The organism is Shewanella sp. M-Br, from assembly GCF_036245925.1.
In the GTDB taxonomy this organism is placed as follows: Bacteria; Pseudomonadota; Gammaproteobacteria; order Enterobacterales; family Shewanellaceae; genus Shewanella; species Shewanella oncorhynchi.
Window position 1 is genome coordinate 62,928 of sequence record NZ_BJBV01000017.1, and the last position, 20,669, is coordinate 83,596.

Below are 20,669 nucleotides of genomic sequence, written 5' to 3' on the forward strand. Positions count from 1 at the left end.
TTTAAACTTTAATGAAGCACTCTGGAGGCGCCATGGAACAAGACGACAGAAAGTTGTTTGTACTGGATACCAATGTGTTACTACATGAACCTTTGGCGATCTATTCGTTTAAAGAGCACGATGTGGTCATTCCGATGACAGTGCTAGAAGAGTTGGACCAGATTAAAGATCGAAAGAGTGATGTGAGTCGTGATGCTCGGGTTGCTATCAGGGCATTGGAAGATACCCTAGGCGGTGAAACTACTCCTGAGCAGATTATCAATGGCGTCCCTTTACCCAGCCGAGAGGGTCATGCCGATGCCGTCGGTTCGCTCTCAATTTTCCCTGATCACCTTGTCGATTTTACCTTAGGCGCACTGCCTGGAGATGGAAACGACAATCGCATTATCAATACCGCGCTACATCTACAAAACCTACATCATCCCCGTACCGTTGTCTTAGTCACCAAAGATATCAATATGCGCCTTAAAGCCAAAGGTGCGGGTATTCAATTGGTTGAGGATTACCGAACTGACCAGTTGATTGATGATATCCGCTTCCTCAGTAAAGGCTTTTACCAGTTTGAAGGTAATTTTTGGGAGCACTTGAACAAGGTCTCCACCGAGCGCCACGGTAGACATACAGTGCATGAAGTACCGCTCAAAGACCTCGAAAATGATAATTTCTATATCAACCAATATCTTATCGACACAGAGTCTGATTTTTGCGGTCGTGTTATCGAGCGCACAGACACCCATTTACATATTTTAGATTTAGGCCGTGAGCGGGTGAAAAACCTCGAAGCATGGGGTGTTAAACCTAAAAACGTCTATCAAGGCATGGCATTGCAGGCGCTGCTCGATCCCGATATAGATCTGGTGATCTTAACTGGCCCTGCGGGTTGCGGTAAAACCTTGCTGGCCATGGCGGCGGCGTTGGAACTGGTGGTCGAGCGTAATCGCTACGACAAAGTGATTGTCACCCGTAACACCCCAGAAATCGCCGAATCTATCGGCTTCTTGCCCGGCACGGAAGAGGAGAAGATGATGCCGTGGCTGGCCGCGATTACCGATACGCTCGAAGTGCTGCATAAGAATGATGTGAATCCCACGGGCAGCATGAATTACATCATGGAGAAGGCTAACATTCAGTTTAAGTCGATAAACTTTATGCGCGGGCGGTCGATCCAAAACTCCATAGTGCTATTAGATGAATGCCAAAACCTCACTGCCTCGCAGATCAAAACTATGATCACCCGTATGGGCGAAGGCACAAAACTGATTTGTTGCGGTAACTTAGCGCAAATCGACTCTAACTACTTAACTGCTGTTACCTCAGGTTTAACCTATATTGTCGAACGTTTTAAAGACTTTGAAGGCAGTGCCAACGTGTATCTGAATGGCGTGGTGCGTTCACGCTTAGCGGAATACGCTGAAGAGCATCTGTAAAGCAGGTCAGTTTAATTTAGGGTAATGACTAAGGCCTCAGATATGGAGGCCTTAATTTTATGGAGTAGTAGATTTTTAATCGACTTATCAGTGGTATGAGTAGGCTTTATCTGACAATTATTTTATGTGATTGGCAGTTCCTTCCTGCTACTATATGGAGCTCATAGTTTTTGCCGCCGTAGGCTGAAATTAAGCGCTGCAATCAAGGGTAGTGGATGAAATCGAGTGAGCCGGATCTCCAACTAAAATCGCCGATCCAGAAGAACTACAACCGTGCCGTTTTTTATACGTACATCGGCGTTATCGTCATGTCTTTGTTGACCGCATGGATGTTTTTCGACCGCCAAAAAGCACAGCAGATGGAACAGCGTGAAGAGCAGGTTCAGCGCCATGTATTGCAAATCGATTTGCTACTTGAGTCGAGCATTAGAGCGGTAAAAAGCTTACGCAACGTTGCTGTGGATCATTTACGTTTGGGCGAACTCGTGCGTAAAGAACGCTTACCCCAATACGGTAAATTCAACGAAAGCGGCCAGTATTTTACCTTAGAACCTAGCTACGCCCAGAGCGGTGAGCCTTTTACCAACATGGGGAGGATTACTGGTGCGGGTTCTCTCGACGGCCGCGATGACAAGTTCTATCAAGAGCTTGAGATGTTGTTTGAGCTGTCACTGTCATTCCCCGTCGCCAAAGAAGCCGCCCCGAAAGCCTCGGCGATTTATTACCTGTCGAAACGTAGGATCATGTCCTATTTCCCTTGGTCGAATGACGATCAACGTTTTAGGGACGAATTACTCAACAAGAAACAGTTCCAATACGCCACCCCAGCAATGAACCCGCAGCGCAGTGTATTTTGGAGTGAAGCCTATGTTGACTCCACGGGCAAAGGCTTATTGACCACTTTAGGTGTGCCCATTTATTTGGATGATGAGTTCATTGGCTCAATCAACTTAGACATGACGCTTGCCTCGTTAGCGCGGCAAATTCGGGTTTACTTTAAGATGCCGGGCACAGTGATTTTGCTCGACCAACAGAACAATATTTTATCCCACAGCGATTTTGATAGCTCAGATATCAATCGTGTCTATCACATCAGCCAACGTATTCCCTCTGAGCTGCATTCTTTACCTGAGTCGGAATTGTTCGATGCCCACGATGGCATCATTCGTAACGGCTATTACATTCACTCGGTTGCCCTGCATAACGCGCCTTGGCGTTTACTGTATTTGCAGGATGAAGACGACCTATTCCAAGACTCGTGGGAAAAACTGCAGCTGACCTTTATTTTAGTGGTTATCGCCCTGTCGGTGTTGGTGACCATAGTGCATTGGCAGACGCGTCGATCTTTTGTGAGTCCAGCCTCGCGATTACTGTCGCACCTTGAAGGTTGCTCACAAGAGCCACGTAAACCACCGGAGAAAATCACCCGTGGCTGGGAGCCTTGGTTCTTGTTGGTCAGTCGGATCTTTGAGGAAAACAAACAATATACCCACCATCTGGCTGAGCAGAATAAGCGGCTCGATAAGCTTGTGGCGCGGCGTACTGAACGCTTAAAAGACACCACAGAGCGGCGTGAGCGCGAATATGCGCTACTGCGATCCCTGCTTGACTCGATTCCTGAAGCGATTGTCTTTAAAGATAAAGAAGGCAACTATTTAGGTTGTAACAAGGCGGCTGAACGCATGCTGGGTTACACAGAGAGCGAGATGATAGGTTTATCATCTGAGGATCTGACCTCGCCTGAAATGGGCATACGTATCCGCGCCGAAGACGAACAAGTCTTAAAAGATCGCACGCCGCTGCGCTACCAAGAAAAGGTCGAGCTTGCGGGTAAACCTGTGCTGCTCGATACCCTTAAGCTGCCTTTCTACAATCGCCGTGGCGAACTGCAGGGATTGATTGCCGTGTGGCGTGATGTGACGCGGGAATACGAATCTGCCGAACAATTACGCCTGTCCGAAGAGCGTTATCACTTAGCTATGGATGCGGTGGAAGATGGCCTGTGGGACTGGTATTTAGACTCTGAACAGATCATTTGTAACCCAGCCTATTATTCTATGTTGGGTTATAAAACCAATGAATTCCCAGCTTTAGTATCGACGATTGATGAATTATCCCACCCCGACGATCGTATTCGCGTCGAGGAATACCGTGCTCAGTATCTTGCTGATCCCGTCGGTGCTTTCGAAATTGAATTCCGTATGTTAGGTAAAAATGGCGGCTATCACTGGGTGTTATCCCGTGGTCGTGTGGTGGAGTTCACCGCCGAAGGTCAGCCCAAACGTATGCTTGGTACCCATAAGGATATTACCCGCCATAAGAGTAACGAAGTGGCGCTGCTGGAAGCCAAGCAAGACGCCGAACTCGCTAACCTCTACAAGAGTGAATTTTTGGCCAACATGAGCCATGAGATCCGCACGCCGATGAACGCCATTATCGGTATGTTGCAGTTGGCACAGCGCACCTCGTTAACGGCGCAGCAGAAAGATTACCTCGAAAAAGCCGGTTTCTCGGCGCAATCGCTACTGAGGATCATCAACGATATTCTCGACTTCTCTAAAATTGAGGCGGGTAAGTTGGAGCTTGAGCGGGTGCCGTTCCCGCTGGATAAAGTGCTCGATCACGCTCTGGATCTCAATGCGCTCAAGGCACAGGAACAGGGCGTCGAGTTACTCTTATATGCTCCTGTGACGGCGGGACTCATTCTTAAGGGCGATCCGCTACGTTTAGGCCAAGTGCTGATTAACCTGTTATCGAATGCGGTGAAATTTACCCAATCTGGCGAGATTGAGCTCGGCTGTGAAGATGTCGGCGAGCGGGATCATCGGATTACCTTGAAGTTCTGGGTGCGCGATACGGGTATCGGCATAGGTAAAGATCAACAGGATAAGTTGTTTGATGCCTTCGCCCAAGCCGACGGTTCGACCACCCGTAAATACGGCGGCACCGGCTTAGGTTTATCGATCAGTAAGCATCTGGTGTCTATGATGGGCGGCAAGATGCAAGTGCAGAGTGAGCTTGGGGTCGGTAGTACCTTTAGCTTCACCATCAGTTTTGAAATTGCCGAAGCCGCTAAGATTGAGCCTTTGGTCGTGCCGGAAAAACTCAATAGTCTACGCACCTTAGTCGTTGACGATAACCCGACGGCACTGCAAATTTATTCGACCTTGATGCGAGATTTCCACTTCGACGTCGATACTGCCGCCAGTGGCGCCGAAGCGCTTTACAAACTGTCGCGGGCACCAATCGATCTGTTATTGCTCGACTGGATGATGCCAGAAATGGACGGTAGCGATGTGGTCAGTGCCATAGATACTATGGTCGCCGAAGGCCGCTTAGCGAAACGGCCGGTGATTATTATGATGACGGCCTATGCGGCAGAGCCCTTGCAGCATGAAGTCGATAGTGCCAATGTGTTTGCCGTACTACAAAAACCGTTTAAGGCATCGAGTCTGTTCGATGAGATCATTGCCGCCTTTGCCGATGAACCGAGATTGAATGTGGTTCAGCCTATGGTTGAAGTTCAAGTTAAGGAAGGGGAGCACACAGGTTTAGTGCTGCTGGTGGAGGATAACTTTATCAACCAGCAAGTGGCCACTGAACTTCTTAAGAGCGCTGGCTACGAAGTGGTGCTGGCCGACAATGGTCAAGTGGCGCTGGATACTATCGACTCGCGGCCGTTTGATGCTGTGTTGATGGATATTCAAATGCCAGTGATGGACGGGTTAACGGCCGCAAGGGCATTGCGTGAGCGTTTTAGTGCCGATGAACTGCCTATCATTGCCATGACAGCCCATGCCATGTCGGGCGACAGGGAAAAGAGTTTAGCGGCGGGGATGAATGCCCACATCACTAAACCCATAGTGCTTAACGAATTATTTGAAACATTAAATCACTGGATCAAACACAAGAACCAGCATCAGAATCGTTAATTTATTTGCTCGGGGCCAGTGATGGCCTCGCATTATTTACTTTAAATCAATCGCTTGAGATAAGCAGTCATCAAAGATGCATATGACATAAATGACTTAATAAGGTAAATAACGCAGCCAGCCGAATCAGGAGGAAAGATGAAACCCCAAAGTGTAGCCTTAGCCTTATTTATAGCGCTGTTAGGATTTCCCACCGTTACGGTCGCGGCAGCCGCGCCTAGCGCCAAGATCATTAAGCAGGGCCAAGAGGCGAAAGGGTTTCTTAATCTCTATTACGAGGAGTCTGAGGGAGAGTTATATCTTGAGGTCAATCGTTTAAATCAACCTTTTATCTTAGTTACTAGCCTGCCACAGGGCGTAGGATCAAACGACATTGGTCTCGATCGCGGCCAACTGGGTCAGACCCGTATGGTGCAGTTTGAGCGCCAAGGTCCCTATGTTTTACTCAAGCAACTCAATACTCAATATCGTGCGAATACCTCTGATGCCGCCGAGCAAAGAGCGGTTGAAGAAGCCTTTGCCGATTCTGTGTTATGGCAAGGCAAAGTGATTGAGGGCAAGCCAGATTTGGTAGCGATTAACGATCTGGTGCTCAATGATTTACACGGCGTGTCTTCCGTATTGCAACAAACAGAGCAGGGCAATTATCAGCTCGATTTGAGCCGTTCTGTCATCTTACCCAAAGGGATTAAATCCTTTGAGAAAAACGCCGATGTGGATGTGCAACTGACGTTCAAAGGCGATGTTGCTGGCGCGCAGGTCGCACAGGTAACACCCGATGGCACCTTAATGTCGGTGCGGATGCGTTATTCCTTTGTTGAGCTGCCTGATACCGACTATCAGCCGCGGGCTTATCATCCTATGAGCGGTTATTTGTCCGATGAGTATCGCGATTATGCCACGCCCTTTAACCAGCCTTTAGTGCAGCGTTTTATCCTACGCCACCGTTTACAGAAAGTGCATCCGGGCCCAGCGCCAAGCGAAGTCGTTAAACCTATTACTTATTATCTTGATCCCGGTGTGCCAGAGCCGATACGGTCGGCCTTGCTCGATGGCGCCCGCTGGTGGGAGACGGCTTTTACTCGGGCCGGATTTATCAACGGCTTTAAAGTTGAGTTATTACCGGCAGATGCCGATCCGCAGGATATTCGCTACAACATGATCCAATGGGTGCACAGGGCGACGCGGGGTTGGTCTTATGGCGCCGCGCTGACCGATCCACGCACCGGTGAAATCATTAAGGGTCAAGTCACGCTCGGCAGCTTGCGTGTGCGTCAGGATTACTTGATTGCTAAAGGTTTAACCGCAGGCTGGCAGGATAGAGTGGCGGCCGAGAAAGCGGCGACAGCCTTGTCGCTGGCGCGTATTCGCCAACTGGCTGCCCATGAAGTCGGCCATACCTTAGGGCTAGATCATAACTTTGCCGCTTCGACCAATCAGGATGCCTCTGTGATGGATTATCCCCATCCGAAAATCCAGCTAAAGGGCAATGATATTGATATTTCCGCACCTTACACTACAGGTGTTGGTCCTTGGGATGATTTTGCTATCGCCTATGGCTATAGCGATCAAGGCGATGCTCGCACCCAACAAGCGCTGCAAGTCGACTTACTGGCCGATGTAGCCAAACGTGGCTTACGTTATATCGGTGAGGCCGATTCCCGCCAAAAGGATGCGAGTCAGGCCTATGCCAGTTTGTGGGATAGTGGTGACGATCCGATCGATCAGCTGGGTAAGTTAAATAAAATTCGCACTAAGGCGATTGCGGATTTCTCCAGTGCGGCCTTGTTACCCAATGAGCCACTGGGCGAGCTAGCCGATGCCTTTGCGCCAATTTATTTGCTGACGCGTTATCAAATCGATGCGGTCGCTAAGTTTATTGGCGGCACTGACTATAACTATCAATCTATTGGTGAAGGCAGCCGCTGGAGCTATATTGCGCCGCAGTTGCAGTTAACGGGCTTAGACGCGCTACTTAACACACTCGATGCGGCGAGTTTAAGTGTGCCGCAAACCTTGCTCGACAGTTTAGTGCCAAAGGCGGGGAATTATCATGTTACGCGGGAATCCTTCGATTCAGGTCTAGGTGCAATTAACGACCCTCTCGGTATGGCTGAAGTGTTTAGCCGTCATACCGTGAGCTTGCTATTGATGCCTAAACGCTTGAATCGTGTCAGCCAAGCATCCATGGCAGATAGTGAGCAGTTATCGGTGACGACATTATTGGATAAGTTATTTGCGGTGACCTTGTATCAAGAGGATAAGCTCGCGCTGGTCGAAGGCGTATGGATGCGAGTGAACGCTGTGGTGATTGATGAAGTGCTGGCAACGCTGCACGATCCTCAAACCTCACCAGAGGTGAGGGCTGCGATCAACGATCGCGCTCAGTTTGTGATTAAGCAATTGAAAGCGAAGTCGAATCGAGCGAATGTGAGTCTTGCGGCGCACTATACTTGGTTGCAACAGGGTCTGGCTGCGGGTTTGACCGATGCTAAGGTTAAGCTTATTCCTAAGCCGTTAACCCTACCGCCGGGATCACCGATTTAATCCGATGAACATAGGCGCCATTAGGCGCCTATTTCTTTTGGATTTTTCGGATAAAAGTGATCGGCTTTACGCTCTAGATGAGTAAAGCGGCGGGTGTTTTTGTAGGGCAGTTTCATAAAGCCCGATACGCCGTGACCTTGGATTTTTCCGACATGGTGCAAGATGCGATCGAGGCTCGCGCGAAACGCTGCTTGCTTACGTGGATTGAGCAGCTTCAAGTAACTGTGAATTTTTAAGTGATTCGGCAGCGCCTCAAAAATGATGCAGCCTGTGTGGTGAATTTGGTTGATGCGGGCTAATTCTTCCATGATTTCATGGGGTAATTCGAGGTTCTCATCGGGATCTTTACCGTCTTCAAAATAAGAATGTAAGCGCGACTTATCTTCTAAGGTGGGTACGTCACCGACTTCGAATGGCAACTGCAGTGCGGCACTGGCGACAAAAGGCTCGCTGGTGTCAGCTCGTTCGATATGCAGTGTGTCTTTGGCGTTAAAGAAGCAGGCCTTAAACACCCCTATACGTTTAATTCCCCGTGCAAGATCCACCATATTGTTGACTGCAATGATTAACGCACTTTTTTGCTTTGCATCGTAAATCGCAAGATTGGAGTCGATAAACACGCCGGTTTCCTGCCAATGAATAGCCAGACCACCCACGATCGGATATTGCGCTAAACGACCCACTGCGGCGATAAAGCCTTTTTCGGTATCGCCCATGCCAGCGAGGAAGTTGCGGTAATATTTTTCGAGCTGAATATCATCCATCTTAGCGATGGGATCTTGGGCGTTGTGTTCCTTTAAAAAGGATTTACGCGAACTGTAGCTGACGGTTTCAACATCTTTGTCGCGGGATTGTACCCATACAGGAATTTCACCCTGTAAATCAGCTTTGGGCAGTTCAGGTAAATGCAGTCTGTGGCTGTGGCGCATACTTTTTAAAAAGTAATCGCCGGCAATGTTGCGCTGCTGCGGATCAGTGCTGAGCATGCCTTCTAAGGTACGGGCTAATTCTATCGGTAAGCCAATGCTGGTGGGTGAAATCACCTGTGCACCGAAGCGGCTTGCTTGCCCAGAGGCGAGGGCATACAGAGTCGCGGCAACTCCTTGCTCGTCAAAGCGCGGGCTGGAGAGTGCTCCATTGAGTTGCTCTTCGCCGATAAAGTACACATCACCCATGCGGGCGTTGGTATGTTGTTGATCGCTCGACATTAACGCCATCACATTGTCTTCGACGGGTTTGTTATGTTCATCCCGCTGCGCAAATACCGCAGAGCCCCAATCGATTAACGATAAGTGTTGCTGTTCAATATCGTAAACCAGATTCGAAGGTTTGATATCGCCGTGCACTAAAGGCTTGCCCGTGCGCAGGTAATACAAGATATCGGCGAGTTGGCGGGCGATGCTCATGACCATAGCGGTAGGTAAGGCGCCCATGCGGCGGCAAAGTTGGTCGAGATCTTCCCCTTTTGCCCGTTCCATCACGAGTATTCCCTGCTTACCTACTCGCTCAAATTTGATCGCCCCCGGCACATTGGGATGCTTGAGTAAGGAGAGCATAAAGGCTTCTTCTTCGAGCCGATCTTGAATGTGTTGTGGCAGATTAATCCGTGAAAACTTAAACACATGGGCATCGCCAGCTTGATTGATACCCGCAAACACGAAACCGTAGGCGCCTTTGCCGACCAATTCGATATCGGTATAACCTAATTTGCTCAGCTGTTGTTTACAGAGGCGGATCCACGCCTTGTGTTTACGGGCATCATTGGCTTTGAGCAAGTAAATGGATTGCTCTTCAGAAATATAAAAATGCTGCAGCTGCGGTGTTTGCAAATTGTGCTCCTTGTTTTGTTCATTTAACCAGTAAGCGGGGGAGATAATCAAATAGCGGGTGGCTTTATTTTAGTATTTTGAATGGCATTGATGATCAGCGTCAGGCGCGGCTTACCTATACGATCATTTCGTCACTGACTTTGACTTACATCAAATTAAATCCTCGCGACTATAGGTAATCTTTGGGGCATTAGATGGAATCAATTTTTGTTAATTAACCCACAGACAAAGTGCAGCTAAGGAGGGCGTATGCCCACCCAATATAAAGCCTTGTTGATCGAACTTTTGGAATATCCGCGTAAGCGTATTTTACAGTCAATGGAAGTGACCCATTGCCCGCATGCGGTATTTTTTAATGATAGAGACGAGCAATGTTTAACGTGTCATCAGGGCATGGAATGTATCTGGATGAACCAGAATGACGAGCTGGTAGCCGTGAACGAAAAATCGATTGCCGAGTTAAAACAGCAGTTGTTGATCGCCGTGGACTTTATCGACTCATCTTTAAGCCCACATCATTTATCACGCCGTCAATGCCAATGCGATAACTGTGTTTGGCTGCGTAAAGTGCAAGCCACGTTAGATCAGTAAGTTAGTCTTTACATTGCAGAGTTTGCCGAATGGCAGGAGGTTTTGCATCCACTTTAAAATGTCATTAGAGTAAGGACAACATTAGCGAATAGAGATAAACCCATGGAACCCGGTTTTTGGCATGAAAAGTGGCAGCAGCAACAGATAGGTTTTCATCAGCAAGACATCAATCCTTTCCTCGTTAAGTATTGGCAGCAGCTTGCATTACCCGCAGATACCAAGGTTTTTGTGCCCTTATGTGGTAAGTCGCTAGACATGTGTTTCCTCGCAGAACAGGGGCATCAGGTCATAGGTTGTGAGTTGAATGAATTGGCAGTACAGCAATTTTTTAGCGATAACCAACTCGAGATGACGAAAACGGCCGTGGGTGAGCACCAGCATTATCAAACCGAACAGATCAGCTTGTATCAGGGTGATATTTTCACCCTACCTAAGGCTATCACTCAAGAAGTGACAGCATTTTATGATCGCGCGGCTTTGATCGCATGGCCAGAAAGTATGCGTGCACAATATGCCAAGCAGTTAGCGAGCTTATTACCTAGCGGCAGTGTCGGTTTATTAGTGACTTTAGATTATCCGCAAGAATCCCTTATCGGCCCACCTTTTGCTGTATCCCCTACTTGGGTAGAGCAGCATCTGAGTGAGGATTTTGATATTGAAGTATTAGCGTCGCAAGATGTGTTGGCCGACAATCCACGTTTTATTAAGAAAGCCGTGCCTTGGCTTAATGAAGCGGCCTATTTGTTGAAACGTAAGTAGGCTTGACTCGGAAGTTGGATCTGTAACCCCATTGAATTATTCGCGGCTTTCGAGCTTGGCGTTCAGTGGGGCTTGTCATTAAAACATCATATCTAAAGATTAGGCTGGCAAGATTATTTAAGACGAAATGACAGATAGAAGACTTTGTTGCCGCTGGATTTTTGGGATTAAGTTTGCTTGAGTCAGCGTGGTTTTAGCTTGTCGGAAGTTTGTTCGTGAGTGAATTACCCTTTACCATGCTATTCGCGATGAACTCTATGCGACTTCGTAATAATTAGGCTCAAGCTCTAGTTGATTCTGAATGATCTGCACTGCCATTCTGGCGCATTTACCACATTGATCGGCAACACCTAAGCGCTTTTTTACGTCAGCAAGCGAGCTATCGCCCTGGCTTACTGCGTTTTTAATTTGCGTATCAGTGATCGCATGGCAAAGACAAACGTACATATATTAGTCTCCAATCGAATTGCGCTAATTCTAAATGAAAACGCTTATCAAATGCAATCATGTTTTTTGGGTGATTTTCATACTTTAACGTTTTTGTTACATGGCGCACGTTTTATCGTCTATGCTAGGTGTGTTTTAGCATTAAAAAGCTAGGCAGTTTTAGAAGGGTTTAGGAATACAGAGTCAGGGTGATGATGCCTCACGGATGGATAACTCATGGATGAATAACGAAGAATTAATCAAAGATCCATAAGGTTTCATGAGAACTAATTTACCAGTTACACAGCGAGAATATGATTATCCAGCGGATTGGATTTTATTGTCGACCACGGATACTCAAAGTCATATCACTTACGCCAATCAATCTTTCTGTACCGTTGCCGGTTACGACCTCGATGCCATGCTAGGCAAGCCCCACAACATGGTGCGTCATCCAGATATGCCTCCGCAAGCGTTTGAAGATCTGTGGCGATGTATCAAAAAAGGCGAGCCTTGGAAAGGGATAGTGAAAAACCGCTGCGCCAATGGCGATCACTATTGGGTCGATGCCTATGTCTCACCGATTTCAGTTAATGGCAAAGTCGTCGAGTTTCAATCTGTACGCACTAAACCCACACGCGATCAGGTTAAGCGTGCAGAAATAGCCTATGCGGAGTTGAACAAAAAGGGCAGCGTCAGTGCGTTAAAACGTACCTTGGATATGCCAGTTAAATTGCTGTTACTCGCATTGGTTGCCATGCTACCTATGTTTTACCTTGCTCTGCAAATTGGCTTAATGGGCTTTATTGCCCTAGCGATAAGTGTCCTAGTATTGCTGGTGGGCGGTAATCTGGTGCTGAGTCGTTACTATGCTTTAGTGACTAAGGCGAAGCATATCTACGATAACCCCTTGATGGCGCATATTTATAGTGGAAGCAGTGATGATCTTGGCGCGATTGATTTAGCACTGCAAATGCAGAATTCAGAGCTTAAGTCGATTCTTGGGCGTGCATCGGATTCCTGTTATAACGTGTCAGAACAGGCCAAAATATCTGCCGCCAAGGGCAAACAAATCCAGAGTACCAGTCAGGCTCAACTATCTGAAATAGAACAAGTTGCTACAGCGATGCAGGAAATGACCGCCACATTAGGCGATATGTCCTCCAATTGTGCAGATGCGGCGAGTGCCACGCAAATGGCATCCGCTGAAACTATTAATGGTGATAAAACGGTGTCGAGTACTATTCGCTCGATTCAAGCTATGGCGGAGCAACTGCAACAAACGTCAAAAGTTATTACTGAGTTAGAAGCCCACAGTAAAGATATTGGCACAGTGCTCGATGTGATTCAGAGTATTGCGGGGCAGACGAATTTGCTGGCATTGAATGCAGCAATTGAAGCGGCTCGAGCGGGTGAGCAAGGTCGTGGCTTCGCTGTCGTTGCTGACGAAGTACGGGCGCTGGCACAACGTACTCACGATGCCACCAAAGAAATCCACAGTATGATTAATCTGTTGCAGCAGGGAACGAATAAAGCTGTTATCAGTATGCAGCAAGGAGTGGTTGCCGCTTCCGAATGTATTTCAACGGCGGATTTAGCGGGTACGGCATTACGTACGATTCGTGAGGCCATTTCGACCATTACCGATATGACGCACCATATTGCCAGCGCGGTTGAAGAGCAATCGAGTGTGGCAAATGAGATGAATCGCAGCGTGGTGAATGTGTCGCAATTTACCCATTCTAGTCATCAACTCGGCAGTGAAATGGTCGGCTTGAATGACGAAGTGACTCGCGAGATGGATTCTCACTCGGTATTAGTCGAGCAATTCTTAAAGCGCAGCTTTAGGATTTAACTGCCTAAAATTTAAAATAAAAAAAGGCAATAGTCTGACTATTGCCTTTTCTTTTTCTGATTTCTAACTCAATTTCTGCTCTCTGAATCAATTCCTGATCGTTAACTTAATAGCCTTTACTAAAGTCGACTCTATTCTGCAGTGGTTCACCCATGATGTAGCGGCGATAGTTTTGGCTAAAGATATCGACGATTTGTGCAGGATGGCTTGGCGCCGAAATATGCGGCGTGATCACGGCATTTTCCCGTTCCCAAATAGGATGGCTATTGGGCAAAGGTTCCTGAGCAAATACATCGAGGATCGCTTGCTGACTAGGATTAGCGATAAGTTGGATATTGAGTGCATCGAGATCGAGTGCATCACCGCGGCCAACATTAAACAGCACTGCATCAGTTTTTAACATGGCTAACATGTCAGCATTGAGAAGATTGTACGTTGCAGGAGTGCTTGGCAGTAGATTTGCAACCACATCGGCCTGTGTCAACACTTGGCCTAAATTGGACATAGCTTCTATGATATCAAAACCTTCTACGGCATTACCGCTGCTATTGATACCAGTAACATGCATGCCAAAGTGTTTTGCCGTCTTCGCTAAATGCTGGGCTATTGACCCTGTGCCAAGCAAGAGCAATCGCATGCCCTGTAAACTTGAGTGGCGCTGCTGGGGTTGAATCAGCCACTGTTTTTGTCCTTGTTGCTGGCGATAAAAACGATGGCCGCGGATATGCGCGAGTAAATAGCCGAATAGATACTCGCTCATCAGCGGGCCGAAAATGCCTTTAATATTGGTGAGTTGATAGTCTTTTCTGCCCCTTGGACTCATCAGGGCATCTATGCCAGCAAAGCTTGATTGTAACCATTGCAGATTTTTAGCATGGGGTAATAGGGGCGCGGCGAGTTTAGGTTCGGCTAACCAAATATCTGCATCAATTATGCTCGCAGGATTATCGTCGAGTAACGTTAAATCTGGGAGACTCTGCGCCTCAATCAAGTCGCGGTACTGTTGATTTACCTTTGTTAGCAAGAGTAACTTGTGCCCCATGGCGTCTCCCTTTATGCTTGGTTATTGTTATTTTTCAATACGCTGTCGCGGCCACTCAGATGGATTGCGCTGCATATTTTTAGGTTAAGTCTATGTTTGATCAATTAGTCGCCATTATTGCCCAGTTAGGTAATATGCTTCGCCCTTGGGCCTTCGATATTGCTACCGCTATGGTGGTGTGTCTTATTTTGGTTTTTTCAGCGGATGTAAATCGTATCTTAAGGCGTCATTTGTTGGGGCATTCTTTTGTGCTGCGAACATTTGTTTTTATTATTGTGAATGCCTTTGGCTATGGCCTATTAATCGTGAAAGCCACGCCTTGGGTGGCAAGACACATAGTGGCTATGCCATCCCATTGGATGTTTCTGTTAATTGTGGCCATGTTTATTTTTATCGGTTATTGGGCTCAGCGAAATAGCCAAGCTTAATATCGTTATTATTTTTGCCGCTACTCAAAGTAGCCAGAGTAATCGGCCATTGCCTTTTGGGTTAAGGCTTGCATGGCGCGATCGGGGTAATTGCTGAACACGCCATCGACGCCTATCTGCTTAAGCGCATGAATATCATCAATATGATCGACAGTATAAACATAAACCTTGGCACCTCGGTTATGGGCGTCGTCTACTAGTGCTTGGCTGATAAAACTCACATCTAAATGCAATGAATAGGCATTCAGTTCGCTTACCACGCCAGCCCCATCGAGTGGAATACTGGCAAGCAACGGTGCGACTAACGCATCCGGCAACGCCTGTTTAAGTTCATGTAGATAGGGGTGATTAAAGGAAGAGATCAGTAACTGCTCCTTGGTAAACCCAAGCTGACTCATAGCCTTTGGGTATAAGTCGATTAACGGCGTGACGGTATTAATGCCTTTTAACTCTATATTGACTATGCAGCGCCCCGCAATCAGCTCAAGTACTTGCCATAGCGTCGGAATGGATTCACCTTTCACATTGATGCTTGCTAGATAATCCTTGCTCACTAAGTGAATGACGCCCGTGCCCGAGCTTTTATTATCGAGTCGTCTGTCGTGAAACACGACTAACTCACCTTCGACATTATGTACATCGAGTTCGACGGCTTGTGCACCCAATTCTAACGCTTTAGCCATGGCGGCTAAGGTATTTTCGGCCTGATAACCGCTGGCGCCGCGGTGAGCAAAAATAAGCATGGTCTGCGATCCTATTAGCTTCTAATAATGCCTTGTTGCTCGCGATTTTGACCATTCTTAATATGGATTTCCATCTGCGGGTAGGCGAGTTCGAGATTGTTTTCTTTGAGTTTTTTAGTCACTCGTTTATGTAAATCATGGCGCAGTGGCCAGCGTGCCGACATATCTTTTGCATAGGCGCGCACTTCATAATCTTGGGTATGTTTACCAAAGCCGGCAAACCAGACTTCAGGTTCTGGGCTGGCAAGTGCATCTTCACACTCTTGCACCGCTTGATACAGGGTCGCTTCAACTTTGGCAGGGTCTGAATCCCGCGCCACCGACACATAAACAATGACCCGCGTAATAGGATCTGACAAGGACCAGTTGATCAGCTGCTCTGTGATAAAGGCCTTGTTCGGGATGATAATTTCCTTTCTATCCCAATCAATAATCGTTGTCGCCCTAATTTGGATTTTACTGACTGTCCCCGTTAAATCACGAATTGTCACTGTGTCGCCAATCCGCACGGGTTTCTCAAACAAAATGATCAAACCTGAGATAAAGTTGGCGAAAATTTCTTGCAAACCAAAACCTAAACCGAGCGACAGTGCGGCAATCAGCCATTGAAGCTTAGACCATTCCATCCCGAGATTAGAGAAGCCGATTAATAGTCCGAGGAAAACCACCAGATAACGACTGACGGTTGTGATCGCAAAACCCGTTCCAGGCGAGAGATCAAGCCTTTGCAGGATCATTAGCTCAAGTAGGCCGGGTAAATTGGTGGCAATCATTAACGAGAAACCCACCACTATCAGCCCAAACATCAGTGACTTCATGGTAATGGGTAATTGTTGCTCTAAGCCATTCACACTGGTATTGGTCGTCCACAGCGTAATGCCATCGAGGAAGGAAAACAGCGCCGTATGGGTTTGAGTCCACAGACCAATCAAACTGGCTAAAAAGGCCAATAACAAGAGTGAACGCACTAGACCAAGGGATTGGCTCGAAATGGTTTCGAGATCGACCACGGGTTCTTCGTAGGTATCGAGTCCATCGACGGAAGGGTGATGTGTTTCGCCTTTTTCCCTTTGTGCTAAGCGCTCTGCACGTTTTGCCTTCGCGCGATCGAAGGCGATACGGCGGCGTTCGATTAACATCCACCGTTTGATCAATTGGTATAAGAGCAAGAAACCCAGACCCAGCACGATAGATAATTGCAGTTGTAACAGCATTTGGAAAGCGGTGAAGTAGTAACCCCTAAAGGCTAACACTGCGCTTAAAAGCGGCACAGAAATCAGCAAGGTCCAGAGCATTTTCTGAATGAGTTTTTTGTTTTTACCGTCTTTCTTGGCATCTGAGTTTTTACGGCTCAGGATTAAAATATCTTTGTATAACAAGAATAAAACGATACAGAAAATAATGAATGCGCCGCGGCCTATGCTATTACGCACCAGTGATGTGTCGAGCACTTCGGTAAAGCCCATCAGACCCAATAATGGGCTAGCAATCAGCACAAAGTGTCTGAGCCGTGATTGTCCCGCTTGGATGAGTTTCGAGGGGCGTTTGAAATGGCCCACGAGTACGCCTTTGTCGAGCGTCAGAATAAAGATGAAGCGATATAAGAGATACACTAAACCAATCGCCAGTATGCCCATACCCACTGCTTGCACAAAATTGCGATCGGAATGATAGAAAATCAATCCCGCCATGATCACTGGGAAAGGTTTTATCAACGCATAGCTGATACTGCAGGCGAGCGCTTTGAGAGTGTAAATGAATTTATCTTGGGTCACATTGCCCACATAAGTGGTGTAATGATTTAGCAAGCGATTGAATTTAGGAGTGATCAAGTCTTGTACGACTAAACACAGTACCAGCAATATGATCCACCAAGACCAATAATCGTTTTGTTCATCCCAGGCTTTTCCCAGTTCATCCCACTGTGCTTGTTGCACAAGCCAAACCGTGCTGCGCTCAAGATCCGTAAGCCATAACTTACTGATACTTGCAGCGTTAGGCACCCAGAATAAATGTTCGTTAAGGGTATTTTTGAGGGTGAGATTCTGTTGACTCAGTTGTTGGTAATTGACTTTCAGCTTGCCTAATTCACTCAAGTATTGGTCATAGCTTTGCATCAACTGCGAGATCAAACTCTGTTGCGAGTGTAAGAGCTTAATCTGCTGCTCATTGTATAAGCCGGGTTGTTCTAATTCTTGCTCATTGAGGGCTTGTTGCTGCTCTAAATGGTATCTGTCTAAGCGCGCATCGGCGATCAGCGTTTGCAGTTTTTCGTGATTCGGTGGTTTAGGCAGTGATTGCAACATCTGCAAAAAGCGCTCACCAAAGGCGGAGTTCATTTTGACCCAAGTGATCTGCTCTTGGATGTTTGCCAGTTGTTTGGCTTGGGATTGATATTGGGTTTCTGCCTGTTCCTGCTGTTCGACCACATTATTGATCTGCAAAGTTAACGTTTGCAGCTTTTGGCCGTAAATCTGGTTAGTGTCGGCAATATTACGGGTGATAGGATCGATGACTTTTTCGGTATTAACTAAGTTTTTGGCTAGGGTGGCATCCGTTTGTTGCTGACGTTGTTTATTGATTGCCTTGTTGATGGTTTCGATCAAGGCTTCTTGCTGCACCAGTTGTTGGCGGACTAGCTGTAATTGTAATTGCGTCAGTTCAATGCGTTTTTGGCTGCTGGCAAGTTCTGCTTCATCGGTGGCAAGGCTTTGTTCAAAGAAGAGTCGTTGAGTTTGCTGTAACTCTCCCGTTGGGGTATCTAGCGGGGCGAGTTCTGCTTTTTTGTTTTGGGCGACAGTTTGCCTCGCAGTGGCGATAACGGTAGGTAAGTCATTGTGACGTAGTAATAAATCGTTAACTTGTCGGCCAAGGGTGGATTCGCTTTCTTTAAGTTCAGACAAGCGAATATAGGCCATGGAAGCCTGCTGGCTGAGGTCAGTACCTTTTTCTAGTGATAAAGGCTTATAGGCGTCTTTCAGCGCTTGGTTAGTGCGCTTCTTATGTTGCTCAAAATCAATCTGCGCTTGTTGGAAACTGGCTGCGTTGGCGGCGAGTTTTTCTATGTTAATTTTTAGTTCGTTAATTTGTTCGTCAATGCTGAGATTTTGTTGCTGATCTTGCTTGTTCATGCCAAGACGTTTGTCCAATTGCAAAGGCGAATTGGCAAGTGCGGAAAATGTGAAAAAAGCAATAATGAACAATAAAATACGTGGCATATAGGCTAAAGACATTTAGGGGCGAAAGACGCTCCATATTAGCCAAATTGCGTTGAGATTGGTATGTTTCAGGCGTTCTTTTTTCGCCGCTGTGACTGGTGCGATTGATGGGTTTCGAAGATGGCGGTAGCGACTATGATAGTGCCACCAATTAAGGTGTTGAGATTGAGCTCTTCACCTAAAATAATCAGCGCTAACATGGCGCCATAAAAGGGCTGTAAGCAAGAGACTAGCCCAACCGTTTTGGCGCTGAGTTGCCTCAGCGCAGAAGTAAATAGCGCATGTGGCGCTGCGGTAAAGACGACGCCGAGTAAAATAATTAATCCCCACACTTCTAATGAGATACTGCCCAGTTCCGTTTGGTGCCACGGCATCAGGAACACCACAGCGACCAAGGTTTGATAGAACATGGCATGGGGGCCGCTGTACTGGGAAAAGTAGCGTTTGTGCAATAAGTTACGGGTGGTGAACAAGATGGCGGACACTATGCCGATGGCAATGCCCAGCGTAGTGTCGTTACCTAAATTGGCCTCAGGGATCAGTAATATCACCCCAATCAGCACTAATACACCGCTGATCATATCGTGTAATTTTATCTTATTACCTGTCAGCAACGGCTCGGCAATCACTGTCATCACCGGATAGGTGAAAAACGCAATCATGCCAATGGCGACCGACGATAATTGCATGGCCGCAAAATAAGTCACCCAATGCAGGCTGACGATAACCCCAAGCCCGATGGCGACTAGATAATCTTGTTTGCTTGCCAGCGTTAGCCGTTTACGGCTGAATTTGACTAGCAAACCTAACACTGTGGCAGCGACGATACAGCGCAGAAAGGTGATGTCGAGGGCACTGAGTGGGATTAATTTAGAAAACAAAGCTGTGCCGCCAAATAGCAGCACAGCCAGATGCAATTCAATTAATCCCGAAGGTTTAGCAGAACTCAAGAAAGCTTAATCCGCTTGCTTAATGTCTTTCAGGTTAGCGAAGGCTTGTCCCATACGAGTCACTGCTTCGGCTTCGACACCTTCAGCAAAGGTCGCGATAGCATCTTTAGCAAACAACATCACTACAGTACTGCCTAACTTGAAGCGACCCATTTCTTCACCTTTGTCTAAGGTGATGGCATCTGGGCCTTGGGTTGGATATTCCCAAGTGAAGACTTGCTTACCTGTCGGCGGCGTGACTGTGCCAGCCCATACGGTTTCAATACTGGCAACAATCGTTGCGCCAACCAATACCATGGCCAATGGACCTAATTCGGTTTCAAAAATCGCCACAACGCGTTCGTTTCGGGCAAACAGACCGGGTACGTGTCTCGCCGTTAACGGATTCACCGAAAACAGTTCGCCAGGTACATAGGTCATTTTTGATAACGTGCCTTTAATCGGCATGTGGATACGGTGATAGTCTTTAGGCGCCAGATAGATAGTCGCAAAATCACCGCCTTCGAAGCGTTTAGCATCTTCGGCTTGATCGCCAAGCAAAGTTAACGATGAATAGTGGTGACCCTTAGCTTGGAAGATACGACCGTTTTTGATTGGGCCTAATTGGCTTACGGCACCATCGACTGGATGCACCATGATATCGGCGTCCATATCTAACGGACGAATACCGGGTTTAAGGGCGCGGGTAAAAAAGGCATTAAAGCTTTTATAGGCTTCAGGCTCACTCTGCGCCGCTTCGCTCATGTCGATTTTATATTGTTTGATAAACCACTTAATGGCGGCAGTGGTTAAGGCGCCAGCTTCGGCTGCAGCGAGTTTACCCACTAAACGAGATAACAAGTGTTTTGGCAGCATGTACTGCAGCGCTATTTTGACTTTATCCAATTTCAATTCCTTTTCTTACTGCTCAATCTTTGCTGAG

General features: G+C 47.2%; 14 protein-coding genes. 7 read left to right on the top strand and 7 right to left on the bottom strand.

The window, feature by feature from the left end; genetic code table 11:
• The first annotated feature begins 32 nt into the window (after positions 1–32).
• From AAA952_RS15030 to AAA952_RS15040, 3 genes are all read left to right on the top strand, one after another.
• Positions 33–1,427: a PhoH family protein gene (locus AAA952_RS15030; protein WP_105250289.1), complete on the top strand. Its 1,395-nt coding sequence runs from the start codon at positions 33–35 to the stop codon at positions 1,425–1,427.
• A 215-nt stretch (positions 1,428–1,642) separates the two neighbouring features.
• A complete protein-coding gene (locus tag AAA952_RS15035; RefSeq protein WP_338258200.1) occupies positions 1,643–5,359 on the top strand; it encodes a response regulator in 3,717 nt (1,238 codons plus the stop codon).
• 138 nt (positions 5,360–5,497) lie between these two features.
• A complete protein-coding gene (locus AAA952_RS15040) occupies positions 5,498–7,906 on the top strand; it encodes a zinc-dependent metalloprotease (RefSeq protein WP_338258202.1) in 2,409 nt (802 codons plus the stop codon).
• Between the two features lie 20 nt (positions 7,907–7,926).
• Here AAA952_RS15040 and AAA952_RS15045 read toward each other — a convergent pair whose 3' ends face one another.
• Positions 7,927–9,735 (bottom strand): protein kinase domain-containing protein, encoded by a 1,809-nt coding sequence (locus AAA952_RS15045; protein ID WP_105250286.1) that lies wholly within the window; start codon positions 9,733–9,735, stop codon positions 7,927–7,929.
• A gap of 249 nt (positions 9,736–9,984) precedes the next feature.
• Between AAA952_RS15045 and AAA952_RS15050 the strand changes: the two genes are divergently transcribed.
• Together AAA952_RS15050 and AAA952_RS15055 are read left to right on the top strand one after the other, a co-directional pair.
• Positions 9,985–10,326 (top strand): hypothetical protein, encoded by a 342-nt coding sequence (locus AAA952_RS15050; RefSeq protein WP_105250285.1) that lies wholly within the window; start codon positions 9,985–9,987, stop codon positions 10,324–10,326.
• A gap of 102 nt (positions 10,327–10,428) precedes the next feature.
• Complete coding sequence (locus AAA952_RS15055) at positions 10,429–11,085, top strand: thiopurine S-methyltransferase (RefSeq protein ID WP_338258205.1); 657 nt, start codon at positions 10,429–10,431, stop codon at positions 11,083–11,085.
• A 255-nt stretch (positions 11,086–11,340) separates the two neighbouring features.
• Here AAA952_RS15055 and AAA952_RS15060 read toward each other — a convergent pair whose 3' ends face one another.
• Positions 11,341–11,532, bottom strand: a complete 192-nt coding sequence (locus tag AAA952_RS15060) for a bacterioferritin-associated ferredoxin (protein WP_076498521.1) — start codon at positions 11,530–11,532, stop codon at positions 11,341–11,343.
• Between the two features lie 259 nt (positions 11,533–11,791).
• Between AAA952_RS15060 and AAA952_RS15065 the strand changes: the two genes are divergently transcribed.
• The gene (locus tag AAA952_RS15065) at positions 11,792–13,366 is read left to right on the top strand and encodes a methyl-accepting chemotaxis protein (protein ID WP_338258209.1); all 1,575 of its coding nucleotides are present in this window, start codon (positions 11,792–11,794) and stop codon (positions 13,364–13,366) included.
• A 106-nt stretch (positions 13,367–13,472) separates the two neighbouring features.
• Here the strand turns inward: AAA952_RS15065 and AAA952_RS15070 are convergent, their stop codons facing one another.
• Positions 13,473–14,408, bottom strand: a complete 936-nt coding sequence (locus AAA952_RS15070; protein ID WP_338258211.1) for a D-2-hydroxyacid dehydrogenase — start codon at positions 14,406–14,408, stop codon at positions 13,473–13,475.
• Between the two features lie 92 nt (positions 14,409–14,500).
• Here AAA952_RS15070 and AAA952_RS15075 point away from each other — a divergent pair, with 92 nt between their 5' ends.
• On the top strand, positions 14,501–14,836 hold the full coding sequence (locus AAA952_RS15075) for a DUF3392 domain-containing protein (protein ID WP_113939153.1): 336 nt from the start codon (positions 14,501–14,503) through the stop codon (positions 14,834–14,836).
• Positions 14,837–14,856: 20 nt separating this feature from the next.
• Here AAA952_RS15075 and AAA952_RS15080 read toward each other — a convergent pair whose 3' ends face one another.
• The 4 genes from AAA952_RS15080 to asd form a co-directional block, all read right to left on the bottom strand.
• Positions 14,857–15,579 (bottom strand): glycerophosphodiester phosphodiesterase, encoded by a 723-nt coding sequence (locus AAA952_RS15080; protein WP_219251046.1) that lies wholly within the window; start codon positions 15,577–15,579, stop codon positions 14,857–14,859.
• 14 nt (positions 15,580–15,593) lie between these two features.
• Positions 15,594–18,797, bottom strand: a complete 3,204-nt coding sequence (locus tag AAA952_RS15085; protein ID WP_113939261.1) for a mechanosensitive ion channel domain-containing protein — start codon at positions 18,795–18,797, stop codon at positions 15,594–15,596.
• 68 nt (positions 18,798–18,865) lie between these two features.
• Positions 18,866–19,747, bottom strand: a complete 882-nt coding sequence (locus AAA952_RS15090) for a DMT family transporter (RefSeq protein WP_219251047.1) — start codon at positions 19,745–19,747, stop codon at positions 18,866–18,868.
• Between the two features lie 6 nt (positions 19,748–19,753).
• Positions 19,754–20,632: an archaetidylserine decarboxylase gene (gene asd, locus AAA952_RS15095; protein WP_106651692.1), complete on the bottom strand. Its 879-nt coding sequence runs from the start codon at positions 20,630–20,632 to the stop codon at positions 19,754–19,756.
• Between the last annotated feature and the right edge of the window lie 37 nt (positions 20,633–20,669).